The organism is Ensifer sp. KUDG1 (assembly GCF_050434285.1).
Lineage (GTDB): Bacteria > Pseudomonadota > Alphaproteobacteria > Rhizobiales > Rhizobiaceae > Ensifer.
Map to the genome: position 1 here is coordinate 1,026,565 of NZ_JBNDIG010000002.1, position 16,616 is coordinate 1,043,180.

Below are 16,616 nucleotides of genomic sequence, written 5' to 3' on the forward strand. Positions count from 1 at the left end.
ACCCGCCTCGACCGCTGTGCGGCGCGTTGCCCGTAATATGCACCCTTTGCAACGCATCGCCACTAAAATTCAAGTATTACGGCCTCTCCTCGCCCCATTGTCCTGTGGACACCTGCAAATTGCTTCTGCGCTGATTCTACCCATTTATTTCGCATGCGCCGACGACTAGAGGTATGATCGAGGCTGGGCCAAGACGCCTCACAGCTTGCGCGAAAGGGCTTTTGCATCATGGACCACTTCGACATCGCCATTATCGGTGCGGGCCTTGCCGGATCGCTCGCGGCCATCGCGCTTGCGGATGCTGGCTACCGCGTGGCCTTGATCGGACCGGAGCCGGCGGTTGCCGACGGACGCACGACGGCGCTGATGGACCAATCGATCGAATATCTGAAGAAACTCAATCTTTGGGAAAAGGTCGAGCCGCTGACCGCGCCGCTTTCGACCATGCGCATCCTCGACGGCACCAACCGGTTGCTGCGCGCCCCGCCAGTCAATTTCCGCGCTTCCGAAGTCGGGCTCAACGCCTTCGGCTACAATATTCCGAATGCCCCTTTCATTGATATTCTCCGCCACCGCGCCGAAGAGAGCCCGACGCTGACGCGCATCACCACGTCGGCGATCGGCTTTGAACTTTCGGACACGGTCGCAACGATCGAGCTTGCAAACGGCAGCCAATGCAGCGCGCATCTGCTCGTCGGCGCCGATGGTCGCCGCTCGCCGGTGCGCGAAGCGGCGAAGATCTCCGTCAGCACCTGGTCCTATCCGCAGACGGCGGTCGTGTTGAACTTCGCACACGAGCTGCCGCACCAGAACATCTCGACCGAATTCCACACCGAAAGTGGTCCCTTCACGCAAGTGCCCCTGCCCGGCAACCGCTCCAGCCTTGTCTGGGTGCGCAAGCCCGAAGATGCCGCGCAAACGCTGACGCTCGATCTTGCGGCGCTCTCCCGCGCCGTCGAAGACCGGATGCAATCGATCCTCGGCAAGGCAACGGTCGAAGGCGCGCCGCAATCCTTCCCGCTTTCGGGCATGACCGCCCAGCGCTTCGGCAAGGGCCGCGTCGTGCTTCTTGGCGAAGCAGCGCACGCCTTCCCGCCGATCGGCGCGCAAGGGCTCAATCTCAGCCTTCGCGATGTAATGACGCTCGTCGATATCATCGGTGCATCCGGCGGCGAGCCGCTTGCCGGCGATATCGGTGACCGCTTCGACAGCCGCCGCCGGCCGGATATCATCAGCCGTACGGCGAGCGTGGATCTCCTCAACCGCTCGCTACTTTCCGGATTCCTGCCGGTGCAGGCGCTGCGCGCGCTGGGGCTGCATGTGCTTTCCGCCGTCGGGCCCCTGCGCAGCCTGCTGATGCGCGAAGGCGTCCACCCCGGCAGCGCGCTCAATGCCTTCAAGGAAGGCTTAAGGGAAAAGATCGGGCGGAAGAGCGCCTGAACGGATCAGGTAAAGCAGGCCGGTCACCGTTGCGACCGACAGCGTCGTGGTGATGAGGATGGTGGCCGAGGCTCGCTCCTGCCACACACCATACTGATGGCCGATAACGAAGACGTTCGTCGCCGTCGGAAGGGCCGCGAGCAGTACCGCCGTCTGCACCCAGACCGGATCATAATTCCCCGTCAGGCTCATCGCCGTGAACATGACGAGCGGATGCAAGAGCAGCTTCGCCGGGACGATGTAGCCGATCTCGACGGGAATGCGCTTGATTGGGCGCAGCGCCAGCGTCACGCCCATGGCAAAGAGCGCGCAGGGCGCCGCACACTGAGCGAGATAGTCGATCAATCTTTGCACTGGCACCGGCGGCTGTACCGCGAAGAAGGCGGCGACCACGCCCGCAAGTGTGGCGAGAATAAATGGGTGCAGGATGATCTTGCGTGCAACACTGGCTGCAAGCACCAGCGGCTTTTCCTGCCGGCCGCCTGATATCGCCATCATCGCCGGTGCGACCGCGAAATGCGCGGCATTCTCGAAGCTGAAGATCAGCGCAACCGGCACGGCAGCGGCATCGCCCAAGGCGAGAAGCGCAAGGCCGGGCCCCATATAGCCGATATTGCCGTAAGCTGCGCCAAAACCCTGGATCGTCGCTTCGGCAATGGAGTTGCGCCTTACATAGACGCCGATGAGAAAAATCAGCGAGAAGACGATGTAGGTCGCGCCGACCGTGGTCAGGATGAAGTCGGCGCGCGCCAGCTGTTCGATCGGCGTGCGCGAGACGAGCTTGAAGAACAGCGCCGGCAGAGCGAGGTAGATGATGAAGGTGTTCAGCCAACCCATCGCCTCGCCCGGATGGTGGACGAAGCGCGCCGTCAGATAACCGAGGAAGATCAGGCCGAAGAACGGCAGCACCAGGCCCGCGATTTCCGTCATCTTGTCCCCCGCATTCTTCACCTTCCCGCGCCGACGCCCGCACGCCTAGCGCATCAACCGCCCTGACGATTAGGCCGGTCCGGCCGTAAAGTGATTCTAAAATACGAGGGTATGCCCTAGCCGATTTTCATCAGGATCGGGAAGGTCGTCTGGAACCAGATGGCGACGGAACTGATGAAGCCGAAGAGAAAAGCAAGGCCTGCCAGCACCAGGAGGCCGCCCATGAGTTTCTCGACCAGACCGAGATGGCGGCGGAAGCGGAAGAGGAAGCGCATGAAGGAGCCGGAAAACGCAGCAGCGATCCAGAACGGCACGGCAAGCCCCAGCGAATAGATCGCCAGCAGCATCGCACCGTCGGACACGGTGTCACGTGCGGCAGCGACGCCAAGGATCGTGCCGAGGACCGGGCCGATGCAGGGCGTCCAGCCGAAGGCAAAGGCCAGACCCATGATGTAGGCGCCCGAGAGCGTCGCCGGCTTGCCGCCGCCCTGGAAACGGGCTTCGCGCGCGAGCAGCCCGATCTTGAACACGCCAAGGAAATGCAGGCCCATGATGATGATGATCACGCCGCCGATGCGCGACAGCAGGTCCATATGCTGCCGAAGCACCATGCCGATCGACGAGGCCCCCGCCCCGAGCGCCACGAAGACAGTGGCAAAACCGAGCGTGAACAACAGCGCTGCCGGCAAGACAGCGCGTCTCGTGCTACCGATGGTCGCCGCATCGCCGCTGCGGAACTGATCGACCGAGACGCCGGCCATATAGCAGAGATAGGGCGGTACGAGCGGCAGAACGCAGGGAGAAAGGAACGAAAGGGCGCCGGCAAGTACGGCGGTCCAGATGGAAATATCGGCGATCGACAACGGCAAGAACTCCGGCACGCGGCATTTGGGCCATTCCTTAGCCGCAGGATCATGATGATACCAATCACCTTTTGGCGATCATTGCGCCATGCACCGTTTCTTCACAAAACCCGCAATTTTTCGGTTGACCGGGGGGAAACACGCGTGCATATGTCCGCCCACTTCCGCCGGGCTTCACCGCCGCGGCCAGGGAGCGCGTAGCTCAGCCGGTAGAGCAACTGACTTTTAATCAGTAGGTCCAGGGTTCGAATCCCTGCGCGCTCACCACGAAAACCCCAATGAAATTGGTTATTTGTCAGCGTTTTCCGACGCCGATTCTCATCGCCATGTGCGCGTATTAGCCCCAATATTTGGTGCGCGCCGCGCCCCATCTTTCGCCTGTTGCATTCCGTGCTATCGACAATTCGTCGCGTTGAGTAGATGCTGAGGCTCTCGCTGAGGATGCAAAGCGGTGAACTGCCCAGTTTGGTATCGAGCAAAGGGGTGAAGGCATGAGAAAGCTTGTCATTGCGGTTTTGATGATTGGTACGCTTGCTTCCTGCACGCAGACCGAGAAAGGTACGGCGATCGGCGCCGGCACCGGTGCGATCATCGGCGGGGCGGTCAGCGACAGCTGGGGCGGCGCGGCAATCGGCGCGGTCGCAGGGGGCGTTATCGGCAACCTGATCGGACGCTCCCAGGAGCGCCAGGGCTATTGCATCTATCGCGACCGCTACGGCCGCCGCTACGAGGCCCGCTGCCGGTAACGGCAGGACCATTCACCAAGGTAACAGGCGCGTTCCGGTCCAAACCTTCGTGGAGACGATCGGATGTGCCTGTGTGCCCGGCTGAAGCTGCGAGCAGCATAGTCGAGGCCGAACATAGCAGGACGTCCTCAAGCAAGCGTGTTACACTTCGGAAATGACTGACGAAGAACAGAACTACGAGTTTTCGGAATTTTCCGGCCAATTCAGTGACGACGGCGTCGTCGTGGAATTGCGGATCTACCGGGAGGCAGGCACGAATCGCGACTGGACCCTCGAGGTCATCGACGAGGAGGGCTTCTCGACGACATGGGAGGAACCCTTCCCGACCGACAGGGAAGCTTTCGAAGAGTTTATCGCCACGGTGCAGCGCGACGGCATCCAGGCCTTTACCGATGAGCCACCACAAACGGTTCATTAGCGTCTAGCGGCCCCGCCACTGCACCCGGCCGGCTCAGCTCACCTACGCCTGGCCGGCAAACCGCGTCACACGCCATGCATAACGAACGTCAATGATGCGGTCGGAAGGCGAATGGGTCAAAAGACCCGAACAACCCGGATCGACGACGCCGTGTTCGCGATCCCCCTCGCCCCGGCCTTCCAATAATCGCGCGCCTGACGGCGGTAGGAATCCAACAAGGACATGCTCTGGTTCTCATCCAGCACGCTCAGCGCACCGGTATGTGGCGACGCACCGAGTTCAACAATCTCCACCTCGTGAAGCACTTGTAGAAAGTGAGGATCGTAGGCCGCCTGATATCGCATGGCGTCATCATAGGTCGGACACATGAAGCAGGCATTCAGCCGCGAGGGAGCTTTGGGAGCGTAGGCCTCACGGGCCTGCTCGAAGAGCAGTTCCCCGGCCAACCGCCAGCCGTCGCCAAATTGATCTGGCCGGTAGCACCTGATCATGCGCCCGAAATTGCCAGGCTCGACAATGCTGCCTTCTCTCAAGCGGATTGGCGACCAGTGAAACATGCGGAGCCCCCTCTTTCTCGTTGCACGACGAGAACGATGCGGCCCTAAATTATCAATGGCCTCTAACGGGATGCGCTGCCTAGGCCTCCGCTCCTCTGCGGGCCAGTCGCATCTTCAGCGGACTCATTCCATACTCGCGGCTATAGGCGCGCGAAAAGGCGGACAGGCTGTCGAAACCGCATCGAAGGGCAATCTCTCGGATCGGAGTAGCAGAGTCTCGCACCAGTCGATGGGCGAACTGAAGACGCAGGCGAAGGTAATAGGCGCCGGGACTCGTCGATAATCCTCGCGCAAACAGCAACTCCAGCTTGCGCTGCGAGATCGACAGTCGTTTCGTCAGTGCCGCGATCGTCAAGGGACGCTCCAGCGTGCGCTCCATCAGGCGGATAGCCTCGGCGAGCTTCGGGTCGCGCGTCTCGATCCGCCCGAGCGAAACATAGGGCTGAACGTCGGCTGCACTATGCGTCTGGTCGTAGACAAAGATGCTGGCGACATCGAGCGCCAGGGCAGACCCCAGCCGCTGCGTGATCCAGTGCAGCATCATGTCGAAGGTCGGCGAAGCACCGCCCGAGGTCCAGAACTTGCCATCGATGACGAAGCGGTCGCCAAGCACCGCCAGCTCTGGAAACGTCTGGCTGAAATCCTCCAGTTCCTCCCAATGCGCCGTCGCCTTGCGGCCGTTGAGCAGACCACTGCGGCCGAGCAGCCAGCAGCCTGATTCGATGCCGGCGACGATATCGAAGTGCCGTGAGCACTCCTGCAGCCCGCCGATGAATTTCTTACCGGCGTGACGATCAAGGTTGAAGCCACCAATCACCAGCAGCGCGTCGCCGGCAAGCGGCGGGTGCAGCATCCCCTCGACCGCGATCGGCACACCGCAGGTCAAGACCACCGGCTTGCCATCGGCCGAAAGCAGCCGCCAGCGAAACACCTCGCGGCCCGAGATGCGGTTTGCAGCGCGCATCGGGTCCAAGACGGAGGCTAGCGACATGATCGACGACTCCGGCAGGATGACGACGGAAACTTCGATCACAGATTGTAGGCGACCATCGGAAGGCATGCGGGAAATGTCAAATTTCAAGCGGGAAATGTCAATTCCAATACTGCCTTTCGGGCATTATCAGACCGTATCGATCTCCCTACGCGCGGCGCTGCAGCCCCGCGCAGAGACGTTCCCCTTTCCGCCTTTTGCCGGAACGGGCCGGTCGGAAACCATCCGCCGGCCCGTTTTTTTATGTGACTTGCGGCTTCGTAGCGGCACTGCCGTAACGTCCAGCGCCTCGGCAAGCCGACCAAGGCGCCCATTGTTCGTGAGGAATCGGCGATGAGGCTGCTCGGTGACGGACTTCGACGCTTGCCAGAACCGCGTTTCAATCGCTTGCGCTAACAAAACATATAAGCCATTAAGCATGTCCGAAACTGAGGGAGACTATGATGCTGGGCGCGATGAAGAACTTCGTAAAAGCGACAAAGCTCATCGGCCGCATTCCAAAGATCGAGCAGAAACTCGACCTGCTTCTGTGGGAGACTCCGGATATCCCGCGCGACTTCTTCCCGAAGTTCGTCGAAAGCGCGAGGCAGATGGGTTGGTTGGAAAGTGCAAAACAGCACAAGCCGATGACCGCCGACGGTGAACCATGCCCCTGGTACACCTACCCGATGCTGCATTTTCTCACGCGCCACCAGGATACCACCTTCGACGTTGTCGTCATCGACGGCCGCGATCGTGTGAATTGCGCCAAGGCGACGATGAACCTGAAGCAGAGGCCCTCCGCAATCATTTGGGACAACAGTGAGCGCGAGCGGTATCAGGAGGGATACGACCTGCTGATCAACAACGGCTATCGCCGTCTCGACTTCGACGGCTTCGGACCGGTCAACGGCCGTCCGTGGCGGACGTCCGTGTTCTACATGCCGGACAACTGCCTGAAAATCTGAGCACCAGCACTACGTTAACCTGGCCAGACATTTCGTCTGGAGAAAATTGTAATTGCCGAGGGGACTATGACCAAGGGAAAGCTGTTCAATCGGGTGCTTCGCTCAGCCGCCTCGATGCTGACGCGACAAGGTTTCCACGTTTCCGAGGAACGTTACTCTACTGCGTACCTGAAGCGCTACGGCTTCGATATCAACACATTCATCGATGTCGGCGTCTATCAGGGCAGCCCGGTGTTCTACGAACTGTTCAAGGACAAGAAGTTCGTCCTGATCGATCCCCAGCCGGATACGATGGAGAAGGCCGCAGACAGCGTAAAGGGCCTGAACTTCGACTACATTCAATCGGGCGCAGGCTCTGCCAAGGGCGTAGCAACGCTTTCCCTGGAAGGTCCCTCCTCGAGCCTGATGAAACGCAGGGACTGGAAGCGGCAGCCGGAAAAGACGGTCGAGATACAGATTTCGCCGCTGGACGAACTTCTGGAAAACAAGGGTTACAAAGGTCCATTCGGATTGAAGGTGGACACCGAAGGCTTTGACCTTGATGTTCTCAAGGGAGCAGAAAAAACGCTTCGGGAAACGCAATTCGTCTTCACAGAGGCGAGCCTTCGTCGCCGGTTTGAAGGTAGCTATCGGTTTTCGGAACTTGTCGCGTACATGGCAGAGCAAGGCTTCGAAGTCGCCGATGTCATCCCCCATCGTTCGCACAATCGCCTCGTCGACGTCCTCTTCGTGCGCTCGGACAGCTCATATCTGGAGCCCAATGCCGTTCCGGTGCGCATGGTCGGCTCGTCCGTCAAAGCGCACAAGCAGAATTAGTCTTCATCCGGAAACATGCCGGCGATGGCGGAACCGTCACCGAACAGCACAGGTCGCAACAGGAACAGGCATCAATGCGCGTAACACTTGCGATATGTTGCTACAACGCCGAAGAGACGATCGAGCGGACGCTCTTGTCTGCCAGACAACTCGACTGGGAGGATCTGGAGATCCTGGTCTGCGACGATGTCTCTACCGATCGCTCCGCCGCCATCGTCCAATCCGTCAGCCAGCAGGATCCGCGGGTCAGGCTGGTTCGTCACGATATCAACAAGGGCAACGCTGGCGCGCGCAACACGCTCGCGCGCGAAGCGACCGGCGAAATCCTTGCGTTCCTCGATTCGGACGACGAAAACGCTCCGGAACGGCTAAGGGTTCAGGTCGCAAAGCTGCTTGCGGCGGAGGAACGGCATACGGCGCCTATCTCGGTCTATTGCACGAGGCGCGTGATCACCAACAGCAAGACGAGGAGCCTCAGCGCCATGGGCACCGCGCAGCCGGTGGGTGGCGATGCGGTCGCGCTCCATCTCCTCTGCGACGATCCCCTCCCCGGCGACGGAAGGGTCGGCACCTGCACTATGCTCACCCGCGTTTCGACCTTGCGCAAGTTCGCCTTCGACGAGAATTTCCGCAGGGCCGTCGATCGCGAATGGGCCATTCGCTTTGCCTTGGAAGGCGGGCTGATCGTTGGCTGCGAAGAAAGCCTGGTCACGCAACACCTCAGCCTCACGGACGCAAAGCGGTCTCGACAGAACGATGCACGGCGTCAGGTCGTGCAGAAATTCCGGTCCTACTTGCAAGGGAAGCGCTCGTATCTTTATGCGCTGACGATCCATCGGCCGGGCCGCATGTACACCAAGGGCCATAGGCTCTTGTTCAAGCCCGTTACGGCGCTTCTTTCCTGCTTCCGGAAACGAGCTTAGCGTTTGGGCGTGAATCGGCGGGCCTATGCGCCGCATGCTGGCGTACCGGAGATCTGCTCCTCATAGCGGATGAAAAAATCGCTGAGAAGACAAGCCGGCGATGACGCTGTCTCGCAGATCATCACGTAATGCGTTCTGTAAACGGTAGCGAGAGACCGTAAACGTCGTTCTTTAGCCGGCCGACGCACCAGCTAAGCGTTTGAAATTATTGGCGACCCCTGCAGGATTCGAACCTGCGACAACCTGCTTAGAAGGCAGGTGCTCTATCCAACTGAGCTAAGGGGCCGTCCCGGGCTTTGCCCGTCGAATGCTGCTGAAGGACCTTAGTGGGTCCAGGGCTGCATCCGGTTGAAACGGAAGTTGTCCGGATAGGACACGCTCTTGCGGGTCGCTTCCTTCGGCGCGATCACGCGGTATTCGATGCCGTTGCGCTCGGCGTATGCGATTGCCTGCTCGGCGTTTTCGAACGTCAGTCGCAGCTGCTGCTTCATGTCGCCGGAGCTGGTGTAGCCCATGATCGGGTCGATGGTGCGCGGCTTTTCCTGATCGAACTCCAGCACCCACAGATTCGTCTTGGCCTTGCCAGACTGCATGGCGGTCTTTGCTGGACGATAGATCTTTGCGGACATGGTTTCGAACGGCTCCATACTTTCGCTGGCAACGTTCACGGGCGCCAGCATTCCGTCTTCCCATAACGCAGAATGATTTAAAACGGAATGACTTTTGGCCGGATAAATTTGGCTTTCCGGTAGGAGATGAGCGAAGTTGTGCGTTTGTCCAACCGTAGATGTGGCTTTGGGAAACTTTGCTGTTGCAGCCCTGCTACGAAGCGTGTATCTCCGGCGCCGTTGGCACGGAGTGTAGCGCAGTCTGGTAGCGCATCTGGTTTGGGACCAGAGGGTCGGGAGTTCGAATCTCTCCACTCCGACCATTCATCGAGACGGAAGCGTCACTTTCCCCTTTTTCAATCTGTTCGTGATCTGCAGGCTAAACATCGCCGTAAGATCGCTCGATTGCGTTGGTAATCGAGCGAGTTGTCCCGAATTGGGACAAGAATGCCTATTTGTCATACGAATTTAGGAATCGCTCAATCCATTGTGGATAGAGCGGACCGGCGCGCTTTCCAGCCCTACCCGCCTCCCAAGCCCGCCCGAGCGATCCAATGACTGCCCAACTCGACCTTGCCACCGTTCTGTTGCTTCACAAGTCGTCGTTCCTGATCGGCGCCTTCTGCTTCCTCTATGCGCGCTGGCAATCGCCACGGGACCAAGGGCTTGGCATTCTGGCGAGCGGCTTCCTCTTCCTGGCGCTCGCCTCGACGCTTGCGGGCTATGGCGAGCAAAAACTGCTGCCGCCTACCCTGTGGCGGCTCTCCAGCTTCACGCTCGGGATCGGCGGATACGCCCTATTCTGGATCGGCGTGCGGCGCCTCAGCGGCGGCCGGCGCCGGCTGGCGGACTGGCTGGCGCTTCTTGTGCCGCTTGCCGGAGCGCTCGTCGGTCTCGCCACGCATTTCCACATGGACAACGTCGTCAGAGCTAGCGTCTTCAACGCCGCCGCCTTTCTTTTCCTCGCGGCTTCAGCCGCTGCCGTCATCGCTGACCGCTCGAAGGAGCCGCTGCCGGCGCGCGCCATGCTGGCGGCCGCCATGGCCATAGGCGCCAGCCTTTGTCTTGCGGTGGTCATTGGCCTCCTCAAGCCCGGCATCGTGCCGATCACGACGACCTACGCCTTCTTTCTCTCGATCATCTGCCACTTCGCCATCGCGCTCTTCGCGCTCGTGCTCGTCAAGGAGCGGGCGGAAGCGGAGTTGCGCCGATCTGCGGATACCGATGCGCTGACCGGCGTGGGTAACCGGCGATGGTTTCTGGCGCAACTGCCTCAGGCGAGCTGGCAGGGCGATTGCCTGATCGTGATGGACCTCGACCATTTCAAGCGCATCAATGACCGCTACGGCCACCATACGGGCGATCAGGTGCTCGTCGCCTTCGCCGATCTGGTCCGGAAAAATCTGCGTAGAGGCGACAGCTTCGCACGTCTCGGGGGTGAGGAATTCGGGCTCTACCTCCCGCGGACAAGCGAGACACAGGCATTTGCAATTGCCGAGAGGTTGCGCCGCGCCGTGGAGGAACTGCGGGTCGCAAGCAGCGGGCAAACCGTTACGGTCAGCATCAGCATCGGGCTTGCTACCGCCAGCGGCGCGGAGCGTTCCTGGGAGGCATTGTTCAACAGGGCGGATGCCGCGCTCTATGCGGCCAAGCGAAACGGGCGCAACCGTGTCGCGTCCGATGCGGAACCTGCGGTTTCGGAACCGCCTGCTGTGAGCCTTCACCGCGCCAGCTAATCAGGCGGGGCTTCGACGCAAGCCACCTTCAAAAAAGAGAAGCGGATCCAAGCATTTCCGATCCGCTTCAGATTGGAGGTATAAGGCCTATTTTAGCGCAATACGCCGAATTCGCTTGTGGCCAAATTTTGCCTAGCGCGCCACCTTGGCGCGAACCTGTGTCTTTGTTGCACTTTTCGGCATGCGTGCAAGCGTGTAGGACGCACAAGCAGCCACCATCGCGCTGTCTCTCCTGGAGTTTCGCTTTGCCTTTGTAAAATCCGGTCTCGCTAGTTTCACCCCGTACGCCCGATAGCGCTCCCGCTGTCGGATTGAATTTTCATGCGTTCGTTGAGGTGGCGGTTCGAGACCGGAATGGCATTGCCGATCTCAAGCCCGACGTACCTTCGTCAGGCGGAACCATCACGCCCAACAACTGCCAGACCGCGTCCCCGGAACGGGTACTCAAACCGTCGTCTCGATGGACTTCCAATTGGAAGAACCAGACGACATGTCTCATACATTGACGGTCCAGTGGACCATCGAACCCCAAACCGCACCCCGCCCCTGGCTTGCCTGCAGCCGCTGCGGCGGCCAACGCCCTTTCGTCTGCAGCGGCAAGGCGCGGCTGAACGCCAACGGACGCCGGCTCGACGCCTGGCTGATCTATCGCTGCGCCGTTTGCGAAGACACCTGGAACCGCCCGATCTTCGAACGGCGGACTGTCACAAGCGTCGCGCCGGACGCGCTCGCAGCGCTACAAAGCAACGATCCCGCCTGGATCCGCCAGGTGGCGTTCGACATCGAGGGTCTTCGCCAATGCACGGACCGGATCGAGGATCTGGCCGATTCCAACGTGGAACGGCGCGTGTTGAGCGGGACCGTAGATAGCGCACGGCTTGAGATCGTCGTTGTCGCGCACCACGCGAGCAGCCTGCGCGTCGACCGCCTGCTATCCGTGGAACTCGCGCTCTCACGCGCAAGGTTGACCAAGCTCGAAACCGCGGGGCGAATCACCCTTCTGCCCGAATCGCGAAAGGCCCTGCAACGCCCGATCAGAGACGGCAGCCGCATCGTCCTCGATCTCACGGCGGAAGATGACCGAGCCGAGATTGCCCAGCGTGCCCGCGGGGGCCCGTAGTCGAAAGGCATCATGGAGCGCCCGGCACCGCGCCGGCGCTCCATGACGTCAATGGTCGCTGGTCAGAACTTTACGCCGACACCGACGGTGAACTGGTGCTGGTCGAGATCGACATTGACGCCGCCGAAGTCCTTGTCGCCATAGTCGTTGTAGCGGTACTCGGCGCGGCCGAAGACGCTGTCGGTGAACGAATAGTCGACACCGGCACCGATCGTCCAACCGTTGAAGGTTTCCTTTTCCTTCGATGCGCCGGGAACATCGACGAAGCCGCGGGTCACCGCCCAGCCGCCGGCGCCATAGAGCAGCGCCTTGTCGTTCAACAGATAGCCGACGCGGCCGCGTATTGCGCCAGAAACGTCGGTACCGACTTCGGTCGAGGTTCCACCGACATCGAACGTCTTGTCGTTCCAATTGTAGTTGACGTCACCCTCGATGCCGTAAACCCAGTCGCCCTGCTGAAAGTTGAAACCGGCAAAGGCGCCGAGTAACCCACCATTGAAATCTTCCGAAGCGCTGCCGCCAGGCGCACTGAAATCTCCGTTGAGCCATCCGCCGCCGCCCTGTAGGCCGACATAGCCGCCGGTCCAGACGAATCCCGGCGTTGGCTGCACGACCGGTGCCGGCGGCTGGCTCAGATCGGCCGCCAGATCCGCTGCCATCGCGGTTTGCGCAACGGCGCAGGTCGCTACGATTGCAACAAGCACACTCCGGATCATCACGGATGCCTCCTGTTGTCGCCAGAAGAATATTAGTAACTCGTTAACACGCAGTCTGCCCGAAAGGCTTCACGATCTCAACCATGAAACCCGTGGGGTTCAGACACATAATTTAGGAACGGATAGGAGAAGGACAAGGACGGCCGCGACGTGGCCCCGGCGCCTACGGCTGCGAAGGCGGAATTCGGGCACCTTCCAGCCGGTCTCCAGGTCGGATGTTCAGCCGCTTGACCGCGCCGGCATTGAGTTCCAGCACAAAAGCAACCGGCTCTTTCGAATCGATGATTGCTTCGGAAAAAGGCACGGCGCCTTCATGGATCGTGCGAACGACGCCCTTGTTGTCGATGAACAGCATGTCGAGCGACAGATGGGTGTTCTTCATCCACATCATCACGCGGCGTGTCTCGCCAAAATCGAACAGCATGCCGTGATCCGGCGCCATGGATGTGCGAAACATCAGGCCCTGCTCTCGCTGGGCCGGATCGACGGCGAGTTCGACCGTCAGCTCGTGCACCGCCTTGTCGGCATTGACCAGGCGCATCTTGTCCTTGGTGAACTGGACGTCGGCAAACGACGAAACCGTCAGTGCAAGCAACAAAAAAAGCGCCAGAAAGGCGCTTTTTCCGAAAAGGTCTCGAACCGCGACCATCAGTGCGACCGGCTCGTCGGCGACGGACCATCGGGATGGATCTCTGCGGCCATCAGGCCCTTTTCGCCATCGCCGAACCGGACGAGCACGACCTGGCCCGGCCGCAGCTCGGTCAGACCGAAACGCCTGAGCGTTTCCATGTGCACGAAGATGTCTTCCGTTCCCTCGCCGCGGGTCAGGAAGCCAAAACCCTTGGTGCGGTTGAACCACTTGACGAGGACGCGCTCAAGCCCGCTCGTCGGCGTCACCTGGACGTGGGTGCGGACCGGCGGCAATTGCGACGGATGCACCGCCGTCGACTGGTCCATCGAGAGGATACGGAACGCCTGATAACCGCGGTCCCGCTTCTGGATGAGCGCAACGACCCGCGCGCCCTCAAGAACCGTCTGGTAGCCATCGCGGCGCAGGCAGGTCACGTGGACCAGCACATCCTGCATGCCGTTGTCCGGAACGATGAAGCCGAAGCCCTTCGCGACGTCGAACCACTTTATCACGCCGGTGATTTCGATGAGGTCGAGAGCATCGCTGCCAAAGTCGTCACCATGCATGACGTCTTTTGAAGATGTCCTATCCGCCATTCTCTCCCAGCCCCTCGTTTACGCGCGACTACCGATACGGTTAACTGATTCTTATTGACCAGAATAACATCGTCCCGCCGCGGATACGCAAGACCCTCGGCATATTTTGGCCGAGAACTAATATGGGGACGCAGCCTTGCCTCTGGCTTGCTGACGGACCACTATACGCCATCTTCTGCAAAACAGGGACATTGCAATGCGCTATCTGCACACGATGGTTCGCGTCAAGAATCTGGACGAGGCCTTGAACTTCTACGGCAAGATTTTCGGCCTGACGGAAATCCGCCGCTACGAAAATGAAAAGGGCCGGTTCACGCTGGTGTTTCTGGCCGCTCCCGGCGACATCGATCGCGCCCGCGCCGAACTCTCGCCCTGCCTCGAACTCACCTACAACTGGGATACGGAAGACTATACCGGGGGACGGAATTTTGGCCACCTCGCCTACGAAGTCGACGACATCTACGGCTTCTGCCAGCACCTGATGGAAAACGGCGTAACCATCAACCGGCCGCCGCGCGATGGCCACATGGCGTTCGTCCGCTCTCCGGACGGCATTTCGATCGAGATCCTGCAGAAAGGCGAAAACCGTCCGCCGCAGGAACCTTGGGCATCGATGGCCAATACCGGCGTCTGGTAAGCTCCGCACAATTCTCGCGGACGAAGATGGCCCCGTGCTGTCGGTGAAATCCGGCGAGCATGGCCGAGCCGTCGATCAGCAGCAGCTATGAATGATCCAGGGCCCGGTCTATCCGGGCCTTTGCATGTTGGAAACATGCGGGCTCAAGGTTAGCGCCGGTTTACAAATCGCGTATCGTTGAGTACTTTTTCGCGCGAAACGTTGATGCCGGGTCCTATCCGCGATGTCTCGTGGCGGCGACCCCCTTTTGTACTTGGCCTGATCTTTTCCCGTGGCGCTCATTCCGGTCGCCGCGAGAAGCATGAGTTTGTTTGTTCTGAGCGATGTTTCGGAGCTGAGACTTAATGCATGACAAGGCGAGGCTTCGCCGGTCATGCACGGAGAGCGGGGATAGGACGTTGCAACATCCGGAAACGAAGAGCGCGGTGCTCGTCACCATTGCGCGGGCTGCAGCTTTATCCGTTTCGCTGCTGGCCTTGAGCGGCTGCATGTCGGCGGTCGGGGAAAACGATGCCGCGACCGCGCTGAAGGCCGAGGGGCAGGCAGCCCCGGCGCAAACCGCAGAATCGGAGGCCACGGTCCAGGACGGACAGGTGGTCGCGCTCGGCAGCGATCCGCAGGCGCAACAGGCAGCGGGCAATGCCATGGTTCCCCAGGATGCCGGACAGCCGCAATCGCTGACGATGCAGGGAACCGGCCTGCGCGCCGCCTCATCCAGCATCTATGGCCAGGCGCCTGCCGCACAGGCAACGACGACCGGCCAGCCGCAGACGACGGGAACTGTTCCACTTCCCGCCGGGCAACCCGGCATGAACGCAACCAACAACAGTCTTTTCAGCGGCACCCAGCGACAGCCGCTGCCTGTTATCGCGCCGCAACAGGGGGCCGCCAACATGGCCACCGACGTCGTGACGGACACCGCCGTCGCCGCCTATGCTCCGTCCGCGGCGCAGGACGCAACCCTCCCCGTTGCCGTTCCGGTGCCGATGAGCGCCGAGGCTGCAGCCAGCGGCCAGACCTCGTCGACGCCACAGGCCGTGGCCAATGCAGAAGCCGCACCGGCAGCGACCGAGGTCGCGGCCGCGCAACAGGCAGCAGAAGCCACGCCAGCCGACGACAACAACGACACGTCCAAAACCTGGACGCTCGCGGCCCTTTTTGCCGGCAAGCGCAAAGTGAAACCGCAGCAGGTGGCACTTCGCTCGGCCCCGCCGGCGGAAAAGAAGACGATTACCACCAGCAATGCGAGCCAGCCGAAAACGGCCTCCCTCGCCTACACGCTTCCGGGCGTCAAACTGAACTCGCTCTACAACTACGAGCACGAAGAGCATCTCGGCGATGACGACGACGGCGCACCGGTTCAGGTCGCTTCGCTCTCGGGTCTCGCCCGACTGGCGCCGAGCGGGTTGATTCTGCAGACCGAAAAAGTCGATGCCGGCTGCTTCAAGCCAGAGCTCATGCAGATGCTGAAGAAGGTGGAAACGCATTACGGCAAGCAGGTCATGGTGACGTCGGGCTTGAGGCCGATCAAGGTCAACCGCGCCAAGCAGTCACTGCACACCCGTTGCGAGGCGGCTGACATTCAGGTCCAGGGCGTCAGCAAGTGGGATCTCGCCGAATTCCTGCGCAGCGTCCCGGGCCGCGGCGGCGTCGGCACCTATTGCCACACGGAGTCGGTCCATATCGATATCGGTGCACAGCGGGATTGGAACTGGCGCTGCCGACGCGCCAAGGGTTGAAGGCAACCATTTGTTTCCATGGAGGATTCGACGAGAAGCCTCCAATCTTCCAGGCCTGTGGAATTTTACAGAAATATGAAAATTGCCGCTTGCGGTTCTGAAATCCTCTGGCTATAAGGCGCCCACACAGCGAGTGCGCCCTTCGTCTATCGGTTAGGACACCAGATTTTCATTCTGGGAAGAGGGGTTCGACTCCCCTAGG

The 16,616-nt window shown here is 60.6% G+C and carries 18 protein-coding genes and 3 tRNA genes; 12 read left to right on the forward strand and 9 right to left on the reverse strand.

Translation table 11 applies throughout. The annotated features are described in order from the left end of the window. The first annotated feature begins 228 nt into the window (after positions 1-228). The gene (locus M2267_RS10520) at positions 229-1,440 is read left to right on the forward strand and encodes a UbiH/UbiF family hydroxylase (protein ID WP_043620292.1); all 1,212 of its coding nucleotides are present in this window, start codon (positions 229-231) and stop codon (positions 1,438-1,440) included. Here the strand turns inward: M2267_RS10520 and M2267_RS10525 are convergent. Together M2267_RS10525 and M2267_RS10530 are read right to left on the reverse strand one after the other, a co-directional pair. After that, positions 1,408-2,370: an AEC family transporter gene (locus M2267_RS10525; protein WP_043620290.1), complete on the reverse strand. Its 963-nt coding sequence runs from the start codon at positions 2,368-2,370 to the stop codon at positions 1,408-1,410. The genes M2267_RS10520 and M2267_RS10525 overlap by 33 nt on opposite strands. 116 nt (positions 2,371-2,486) lie before the next feature. Next, positions 2,487-3,233, reverse strand: a complete 747-nt coding sequence (locus tag M2267_RS10530) for a cytochrome c biogenesis CcdA family protein (RefSeq protein WP_043620288.1) — start codon at positions 3,231-3,233, stop codon at positions 2,487-2,489. A 191-nt stretch (positions 3,234-3,424) separates the two neighbouring features. Here M2267_RS10530 and M2267_RS10535 point away from each other — a divergent pair. The 3 genes from M2267_RS10535 to M2267_RS10545 all read left to right on the forward strand — a co-directional run bounded on the left by M2267_RS10535 (position 3,425) and on the right by M2267_RS10545 (position 4,397). Further along, a tRNA-Lys gene (locus M2267_RS10535) sits at positions 3,425-3,500 on the forward strand. A gap of 224 nt (positions 3,501-3,724) precedes the next feature. Next, a complete protein-coding gene (locus M2267_RS10540) occupies positions 3,725-3,979 on the forward strand; it encodes a YMGG-like glycine zipper-containing protein (RefSeq protein ID WP_034790944.1) in 255 nt (84 codons plus the stop codon). A gap of 154 nt (positions 3,980-4,133) precedes the next feature. Beyond that, complete coding sequence (locus tag M2267_RS10545) at positions 4,134-4,397, forward strand: hypothetical protein (RefSeq protein WP_043623603.1); 264 nt, start codon at positions 4,134-4,136, stop codon at positions 4,395-4,397. 116 nt (positions 4,398-4,513) lie between these two features. On the opposite strand, the gene M2267_RS10550 is transcribed toward M2267_RS10545, so the two are convergent. Together M2267_RS10550 and M2267_RS10555 are read right to left on the reverse strand one after the other, a co-directional pair. Beyond that, positions 4,514-4,954, reverse strand: a complete 441-nt coding sequence (locus M2267_RS10550) for a DUF2441 domain-containing protein (protein ID WP_043623606.1) — start codon at positions 4,952-4,954, stop codon at positions 4,514-4,516. Positions 4,955-5,033: 79 nt separating this feature from the next. Next, positions 5,034-6,014, reverse strand: a complete 981-nt coding sequence (locus M2267_RS10555) for a GlxA family transcriptional regulator (RefSeq protein ID WP_429114481.1) — start codon at positions 6,012-6,014, stop codon at positions 5,034-5,036. Between the two features lie 374 nt (positions 6,015-6,388). On the opposite strand from M2267_RS10555, the gene M2267_RS10560 reads away from it, so the two are divergent. The 3 genes from M2267_RS10560 (at position 6,389) to M2267_RS10570 (ending at position 8,631) form a co-directional block, all read left to right on the forward strand. Then, positions 6,389-6,892 (forward strand): hypothetical protein, encoded by a 504-nt coding sequence (locus M2267_RS10560; RefSeq protein WP_429114484.1) that lies wholly within the window; start codon positions 6,389-6,391, stop codon positions 6,890-6,892. Positions 6,893-6,958: 66 nt separating this feature from the next. Then, on the forward strand, positions 6,959-7,708 hold the full coding sequence (locus M2267_RS10565; protein ID WP_429114487.1) for an FkbM family methyltransferase: 750 nt from the start codon (positions 6,959-6,961) through the stop codon (positions 7,706-7,708). Between the two features lie 74 nt (positions 7,709-7,782). Further along, positions 7,783-8,631 (forward strand): glycosyltransferase family 2 protein, encoded by an 849-nt coding sequence (locus tag M2267_RS10570; protein ID WP_429114489.1) that lies wholly within the window; start codon positions 7,783-7,785, stop codon positions 8,629-8,631. 209 nt (positions 8,632-8,840) lie between these two features. Here M2267_RS10570 and M2267_RS10575 read toward each other — a convergent pair. Beyond that, positions 8,841-8,917 (reverse strand) — tRNA-Arg (locus M2267_RS10575). Between the two features lie 37 nt (positions 8,918-8,954). Next, positions 8,955-9,260, reverse strand: a complete 306-nt coding sequence (locus M2267_RS10580) for an ETC complex I subunit (protein WP_034791376.1) — start codon at positions 9,258-9,260, stop codon at positions 8,955-8,957. Between the two features lie 225 nt (positions 9,261-9,485). Here M2267_RS10580 and M2267_RS10585 point away from each other — a divergent pair. From M2267_RS10585 to M2267_RS10595, 3 genes are all read left to right on the forward strand, one after another. Then, positions 9,486-9,562: transfer RNA gene (locus M2267_RS10585), tRNA-Pro, on the forward strand. A gap of 231 nt (positions 9,563-9,793) precedes the next feature. Continuing rightward, positions 9,794-10,975 (forward strand): GGDEF domain-containing protein, encoded by a 1,182-nt coding sequence (locus M2267_RS10590; protein WP_429114490.1) that lies wholly within the window; start codon positions 9,794-9,796, stop codon positions 10,973-10,975. 490 nt (positions 10,976-11,465) lie between these two features. After that, entirely contained in the window at positions 11,466-12,095 is a 630-nt protein-coding gene (locus M2267_RS10595) for a DUF1062 domain-containing protein (RefSeq protein WP_429114491.1), read from the forward strand. Between the two features lie 62 nt (positions 12,096-12,157). Here M2267_RS10595 and M2267_RS10600 read toward each other — a convergent pair whose 3' ends face one another. From M2267_RS10600 to M2267_RS10610, 3 genes are all read right to left on the reverse strand, one after another. Beyond that, complete coding sequence (locus M2267_RS10600; protein ID WP_429114536.1) at positions 12,158-12,811, reverse strand: outer membrane protein; 654 nt, start codon at positions 12,809-12,811, stop codon at positions 12,158-12,160. Positions 12,812-12,974: 163 nt separating this feature from the next. After that, the gene (locus tag M2267_RS10605; protein ID WP_205238990.1) at positions 12,975-13,460 is read right to left on the reverse strand and encodes a DUF192 domain-containing protein; all 486 of its coding nucleotides are present in this window, start codon (positions 13,458-13,460) and stop codon (positions 12,975-12,977) included. After that, positions 13,460-14,038, reverse strand: coding sequence for a cold-shock protein (locus M2267_RS10610; RefSeq protein WP_043623636.1), 579 nt, complete (start codon positions 14,036-14,038; stop codon positions 13,460-13,462). Before M2267_RS10610 ends, M2267_RS10605 begins: the two co-directional genes overlap by 1 nt. 196 nt (positions 14,039-14,234) lie before the next feature. Here M2267_RS10610 and M2267_RS10615 point away from each other — a divergent pair, with 196 nt between their 5' ends. Together M2267_RS10615 and M2267_RS10620 are read left to right on the forward strand one after the other, a co-directional pair. Next, complete coding sequence (locus tag M2267_RS10615) at positions 14,235-14,675, forward strand: VOC family protein (RefSeq protein WP_043623639.1); 441 nt, start codon at positions 14,235-14,237, stop codon at positions 14,673-14,675. Positions 14,676-15,073: 398 nt separating this feature from the next. Beyond that, positions 15,074-16,414 carry a D-Ala-D-Ala carboxypeptidase family metallohydrolase gene (locus tag M2267_RS10620; RefSeq protein WP_429114492.1) on the forward strand — a complete coding sequence of 447 codons (1,341 nt, stop codon included), beginning with the start codon at positions 15,074-15,076 and terminating at the stop codon, positions 16,412-16,414. Positions 16,415-16,616 lie beyond the last annotated feature (202 nt).